Raw genomic sequence first — 6,090 nt, 5'->3', positions numbered from 1 at the left:
AGACGCTGATCCAGGCCAGAGATGTTAAATTGAAGAGCATGCTCTTCAATTTAACGCAAAGTTCAGGAATTGTGTAGATACCTATGCCTTTCAGGAGAGGGTTAGGGAGAGGTAATTTCAAAAAGCCCTCCTCCTAACCTCCTCCCAGAGGGAGGAAGAACTTCAATCTACTGGATTTATTTTTTCATTAACTCCAAATAATCCTCATAACAATCTGGATGCTCTAACTCAAATCCCATTTTTTGCATTCGGGTCGCATAAAGCTTCTTACCTGTCACCTGCTCACTTTCTACTTTAAGCAAAGGAAGCCCCATCTGCTTTTGGAACCATTGCAATATTTCATGCATTAATTTTGGATCGTTGTTTGTCACAATATAAGAATTTTCAGGATGTTCCACGTGAATCATCTGTGATAAGAAACGTGATAAATCTTCAATGTGAATCCGGTTGGACCAGTGCAGATTCGGATATCTCAACATCGAGGCGGCCATTTTTTGTAGGCGTTCTACCGATGCTCCATAAATCCCACTTGGACGAATGATGGTACATTTCTCAGGATAAGCAGTGAAATAAGCCTGCTCCATCTGCTGCAAGATTTTGCTCTGAGCATCATTCGGGTGAATTTCAGTTTCGTCATCTACGATTTCACCGGAATTTTGCCCATACACTCGTGTCGATGACACCACCACAATCCGTTTCACCGGATGCTGTTTCAAGGCAGAGACAATAGGTTGAACCGAATCCAGATAAGTTTGCTGATAGCCTTCAACCGTACTTTGTTTTGGACTAAGTAATACATAGACCCAGTCAATCGGTGTAACTGCTGTTAAATCCAGTTTATGCACATCCTGAATCAGATGAGTTGCGAATGAATCTGTTTTGGGACTCTGGCTAATTGTGCTAATTTGATGACCTTGCTCAAATAGTTGTTTAGCCACACGTCGGGATGTTTTACCATAACCGGTAAATAAAATATGCATTGAGCACCGAATCACAAATCTGGTTGAGGGGACATGGCTGCAGTCCATCAGTTACAAGGCGTTGGCAATGCCGCCGCTTCATTACTCGAAAAACTAAATATCTTCAATACTGATGATTTGCTTTTTCATCTACCACGTGACTATGAAGACCGTAGCACGATCATTCCCATGAATCAATTGAGCGTGGGACGCAGTTATCTGCTAGAAGGGATCGTTAAAGGTGTAGATTTTCCACCCGGTAAACGCAAATCTATGGCTGTGCTGCTGGATGATGATTTTGGCAAGGTTACTTTACGTTTTTATCATATCTATAAAGGTATTACTGACCGCTGCAAACTGGGTAACCGTTTAAGAATTTTTGGTGAAGTGCGGGTCGGTGCGCGCGGTCTGGAAATGTATCATCCCGAACTGCAAGTCATTACTGAGGACACACCTTTACCTCAAACCCAGCTCACGGCGATTTACCCTGCGACTGAAGGCCTGACCCAACCCAAAATACGGGATTATATTCAGCAGGCCTTGGCTCAATACAGCGACCATCTGCCTGAACTACTGCCAGCAAAATTTAGCAATGGTTATGCACTGAAACAGGCACTGGAATATATCCATCACCCGCCAGTCAATGCCAATATGCTGCAACTAGCACAAGGCTCACATCCTGCACAGCAGCGCCTGATCTTTGAAGAACTGGTAGCGCATCAGATCAGTTTATTGACACGTCGGGCCTTTATTCAGCAAGTCGAAGCGCCTTCATTTGCGCCCAGTAAAACCTATGCCAAACAGCTCTTAGCCAGTCTGGCTTTTGAAATGACCGGTGCGCAAAAACGTGTATCCAGAGAAATCGTGCAGGATTTAAAAAGCAATAAACCGATGTTGCGTCTGGTGCAAGGCGATGTCGGCGCGGGTAAAACCCTGGTGGCTGGTGTCGCAGCTTGCCATGCACTGGAAGAAGGCTGGCAAGTTGCATTGATGGCACCGACCGAGATTCTGGCCGAGCAGCATTATCTGAATTTTAAACGCTGGTTTGAGCCTTTGGGCTTAAATGTGGCCTGGCTTTCCGGCAAGCAAAAAGGTAAAGCTCGCGCCGCAGCGGAACAGGTGATTCGGGATGGCAGCGCCCATCTGGTGATCGGAACGCATGCCCTGTTTCAGGAAAATGTCGAGTTTGCCAAACTGGGTCTGGTGATTATTGATGAACAGCACCGCTTTGGTGTGGATCAGCGCCTTGCACTCAGAAATAAAGGGCTAGATGGTATGTCTCCGCATCAACTGGTGATGACTGCGACTCCGATTCCACGCACACTGGCCATGTCTGCCTATGGTGATCTGGATACCTCAGTGATTGACGAGCTGCCGCCGGGCCGTACCCCGATTCAGACCGTGACCATTCCATTAGACCGGCGCGAAGAAGTCTTGCAACGGATTGCCAGCAACTGTGCCGAAGGCAAGCAGGCCTACTGGGTCTGCACCCTGGTAGAGCAATCCGAAACCCTAGATGCTCAAGCTGCCGAAGCGACTTTTACCGAAATTCGCGAGCGCTTTCCTGCGTTGAATATCGGACTGGTACATGGCAAGATGAAAGCCGATGAAAAACAGGCGGTAATGCAGCAGTTTAAAAATAATGAATTACAGCTCCTGATTGCCACCACCGTGATCGAAGTCGGCGTCGATGTACCAAATGCCTCCATTATGGTGATTGAAAATGCCGAGCGTCTGGGCCTGTCCCAATTGCATCAGTTACGTGGCCGGGTCGGTCGTGGCGCCAAAGCCAGTTTCTGTGCGCTACTGTATAAACATCCGCTCTCGCAAAATGGTCAGGAACGCTTAAGAATCATGCGCGAAACCAATGATGGTTTCATGATTGCCGAGAAAGACCTGGAATTGCGTGGCCCAGGTGAGCTGCTCGGGACCAAACAGACTGGCGACATGAATTTCCGTGTGGCCAAACTGGAACGTGATGATCACCTGCTCAATCAGGCACATTATGTGGCCCAGCAGATGCTCAAGGATTATCCCGATCAGGCCGAGGCATTATTGCAACGCTGGCTACCGGAAGCACCGCGCTATGCCTATGTTTAAATTACTGGAACATGGAAAATCCTGGCTGACCCGCTTACAGCCCTGCCAGCTCTGTCTGACCGATCATCAGTCCATTCATTCAGTCTGTGAAGATTGCTGGCGACAATTACCCTGGGCACATCAAACCATTCAACGGCAGGAAATGCAGTTCCAGATTGCCTGCGACTATGCTTACCCGATGGACCGGCTGATTCAACTGTTTAAATATGAACAGAAGCTGCATTTGCAAAATTTACTGGCAGGTGTGCTGTTAAGTTTAGACCTACCTAAAGTCAGTGCGATAGTACCGATGCCGATCTCGAATGAGCGTCTGGCTGAGCGCGGTTATAATCAATCTCTAGTGCTGGCCAAACATGTGGCAAAACAGTTGAATGTACCCATCTGGCAACCTGTTCGACGAATGAAACAACACTCGCAAAAGGGCCTAAGCCGGCTGGAGCGGATTGAAGACATCCAATCACAATTCCAGATCAGTACCATTTCCAAGCTGCGTTACCGTCGGGTGCTGATTATTGATGATGTGGTGACGACCGGCAGCTCGATTCGAGCACTGAGCCAAACACTTGAACAACTGGGCTGTCAAAAAGTTTATGCAGCCTGTCTGGCAGGTGCTCAAATCTGAAAATTTAAGCTTGGGCGAGTAACTGCGACTTCACCCAAGGAATCACAATTTCAGTGGTCAAGGGTGCGAGTCGTAGCTCTTTTTCATCCAGATCGACCCATTTCATTTCGGCAATTTCCGCTTCAATTTTTGGTGCTTGATCCAGACTTACCCAATAGACATAACTCACCAGTTGATGATCTGGTTCATTCGCCGTCTTGGTTTCAAAACGCCCAATGAATTGCTGAATCTGTGCCTGTATGCCAATTTCTTCCTGAATTTCACGCAACATCGTTGCTTCTGGTGCTTCATTTGGCTCCAGCTTGCCACCAACCTGCATAAAGCAGGACGTCCCTTTTTTACGAACCACCAGCAGTTGCTGCGCTTCATTTAAAATAATGGCTGCAGCCACCGTAATCACGTTCATTTATTTTCTACAAATCATGCTGTGGACAGCTTATTTTACAAGATCGGTCTGATCGACCATACCCCATTTCGCTTCAGGCGGCTGATAACTTTCAAACTGGCGCAAAATATCATCCAGATTATCACTCACAATTAAAGCATCGCTAAAGCGCGCTTTGGTAAAACCTTTCTCAGTCGTCATATGGATAAATTTGAGTAAATCATCATAGAAACCATCTACATTTAAAAAAGCACAAGGTTTTTTATGAATTCCCAACTGTGCCCAGGTCCATTGTTCAAAAATTTCTTCCAGCGTTCCTGCACCACCCGGAATGGCAATAAATCCCTGTGCCAGTTCCGACATGCGGGTTTTACGTTCGTGCATATTATCGACCACAAATAGCTCGGTAATATGCGGATGCGCCAGTTCACGATTGACCAGCTGTCTTGGAATTACACCAATCACCTTGCCACCAGCAGCCAAAGCACTATCAGCGATAATCCCCATCAAGCCAGAACGACCACCGCCATAGACCAGCGTCTGATGCCTTGCTGCCAAGGTCTGGCCAACCTTTTCGGCGATCTGGGCATAGAGAGGATCCGAGCCCAGTGCTGAACCACAAAAAATTGCGATAGAATTCATCATTTCACTCTCCAATTGACGCTATATTGTACAAAATCGCTGCAAGCGCGTTTTTTCCAAAAATAACTGCTTAATATCAGTGTTTTTATTCAATTCCTTGTCTAAAATACACCCATTCCAATTCACATACTGCGCCAGGGAGAAAAGACAGCATGCTTGAAGCCTTTTACGCCACAGAGCGCGGTAGCTTAGAAGATATCACGATTAACGGTGATTTCGACCTGCATCCAGATTTAGTATGGCTTGATCTGATTGCACCTTCACAAGAAGAGCAGCAATGGATTCTAGATGCCTATGCGCAAAACTTACCGACCTTAAAATCGCTGGAAGATATTTCCTCGAGTGCCCGATTTTACCGTGATGATGACGGTATTTTGCATATCAGCACCTATTTTTTAACCAAAAATAAAAACTATCAGGTCGAGAACGAAAACGAAGATGAATCCAGCATGCTGGCGACGGTGCAAACCGTAGCATTCATTCTGCATAAGGACCGTCTGTTTACCTTGCGTGGCGAAAAGCTGGTGGCCTTTCGTGCCTTCCGTGCTCGTGCACGCCGCAATGATTATGAAATCGATTATAAAGATCCGACCTGGATTTTATTGGGCCTGCTCGAAGCCAAACTGGATGAACTGGCCGACATTCTGGAAGATGTCCATAAAGATTTAGAAAAATATTCAACTGAAGTGTTGAATAACCGTCATCGTGAACAGATTCTCGATCTGGATGACATGATTACCCGTCTGGCTCAACTGGAAGATATGCTCGGTAAAGCGCAGCTTTGTCTGATCGATTTACGTCGTGTTCTGACTTTCCTGTCTCGTCCACGCGCCTTGGGCAGTCATATTTATGATGCGGATATCCGAGAACTCAGTGAAGATGTGCGCTCGCTGGTTGAACATGATGCCTTCCTGTTCCAGAAAGTGCGCTTCCTGCTCGATACCACGTCCGGATTCATTAACACGGAACAGAACGATACGATTCGTCGATTCTCGATCCTGCCAAGTATGCTTGCACCGCCGATGCTCATTGCCAGTATTTATGGCATGAATACCGAAGTTCTGCCTTTTGCACAAGGCTCCATGAGCTTCATTATGGTCAGTATTATTTTGATCGGCTTTTTGATCGGGCCATTGATTTACTTTAGATGGAAGAAGTGGATTTAATTTCTTCACCCTCTCTCTAACTCTCTCCCATAAGGAGAGAGGACTTCCAATATTTATTGAGATAGTAGTTTTTAAAAATCATCATTTCTATCCATAAAGTTAGAGAGGAAGTTCCCTCTCCTTTTAGGCATAGGTATCTACACATCTATGAGATACCTAATGCCATTGTGGCTATCTCATTGAGTTCATCTATTGAATATTCCGAGAGCAGTTGAA

Annotated in this window: 6 protein-coding genes; 3 read left to right on the top strand and 3 right to left on the bottom strand. The window is 46.2% G+C overall.

All coding sequences use genetic code 11. The features are described 5' to 3' along the window. Positions 1 to 176 precede the first annotated feature (176 nt). On the bottom strand, positions 177 to 980 hold the full coding sequence (locus NI469_RS15395) for an NAD-dependent epimerase/dehydratase family protein (protein WP_253175645.1): 804 nt from the start codon (positions 978 to 980) through the stop codon (positions 177 to 179). 33 nt (positions 981 to 1,013) lie between these two features. Here NI469_RS15395 and recG point away from each other — a divergent pair, with 33 nt between their 5' ends. Beyond that, on the top strand, positions 1,014 to 3,059 hold the full coding sequence (gene recG / locus NI469_RS15390; RefSeq protein WP_253148827.1) for an ATP-dependent DNA helicase RecG: 2,046 nt from the start codon (positions 1,014 to 1,016) through the stop codon (positions 3,057 to 3,059). Next, on the top strand, positions 3,046 to 3,681 hold the full coding sequence (locus NI469_RS15385; RefSeq protein WP_219307389.1) for a ComF family protein: 636 nt from the start codon (positions 3,046 to 3,048) through the stop codon (positions 3,679 to 3,681). The genes recG and NI469_RS15385 overlap by 14 nt, the downstream gene beginning before the upstream one ends. 4 nt (positions 3,682 to 3,685) lie before the next feature. On the opposite strand, the gene NI469_RS15380 is transcribed toward NI469_RS15385, so the two are convergent. Continuing rightward, complete coding sequence (locus tag NI469_RS15380; protein ID WP_253148825.1) at positions 3,686 to 4,087, bottom strand: NUDIX hydrolase; 402 nt, start codon at positions 4,085 to 4,087, stop codon at positions 3,686 to 3,688. Positions 4,088 to 4,117: 30 nt separating this feature from the next. Beyond that, positions 4,118 to 4,708 carry an LOG family protein gene (locus NI469_RS15375; protein WP_004732303.1) on the bottom strand — a complete coding sequence of 197 codons (591 nt, stop codon included), beginning with the start codon at positions 4,706 to 4,708 and terminating at the stop codon, positions 4,118 to 4,120. A gap of 152 nt (positions 4,709 to 4,860) precedes the next feature. Here NI469_RS15375 and NI469_RS15370 point away from each other — a divergent pair, with 152 nt between their 5' ends. Further along, positions 4,861 to 5,874 carry a CorA family divalent cation transporter gene (locus NI469_RS15370; protein ID WP_004732304.1) on the top strand — a complete coding sequence of 338 codons (1,014 nt, stop codon included), beginning with the start codon at positions 4,861 to 4,863 and terminating at the stop codon, positions 5,872 to 5,874. Positions 5,875 to 6,090 lie beyond the last annotated feature (216 nt).

Source organism: Acinetobacter lwoffii, assembly GCF_024129735.1.
GTDB classification, from domain to species: Bacteria; Pseudomonadota; Gammaproteobacteria; order Pseudomonadales; family Moraxellaceae; genus Acinetobacter; species Acinetobacter lwoffii_H.
Note: the sequence above shows the minus strand (reverse complement) of the source record. Positions and strands in the feature narration are given on the sequence as shown.

Excerpts from the sequence above, each read along its gene's own strand:
- NI469_RS15385 (WP_219307389.1), top strand. The coding sequence starts at position 3,046 with ATGCCTATGTTTAAATTACTGGAACATGGAAAATCCTGGCTGACCCGC.
- NI469_RS15395 (WP_253175645.1), bottom strand. The coding sequence starts at position 980 with ATGCATATTTTATTTACCGGTTATGGTAAAACATCCCGACGTGTGGCT.
- recG (WP_253148827.1), top strand. The coding sequence starts at position 1,014 with ATGGCTGCAGTCCATCAGTTACAAGGCGTTGGCAATGCCGCCGCTTCA.
- NI469_RS15375 (WP_004732303.1), bottom strand. The coding sequence starts at position 4,708 with ATGAATTCTATCGCAATTTTTTGTGGTTCAGCACTGGGCTCGGATCCT.
- NI469_RS15370 (WP_004732304.1), top strand. The coding sequence starts at position 4,861 with ATGCTTGAAGCCTTTTACGCCACAGAGCGCGGTAGCTTAGAAGATATC.
- NI469_RS15380 (WP_253148825.1), bottom strand. The coding sequence starts at position 4,087 with ATGAACGTGATTACGGTGGCTGCAGCCATTATTTTAAATGAAGCGCAG.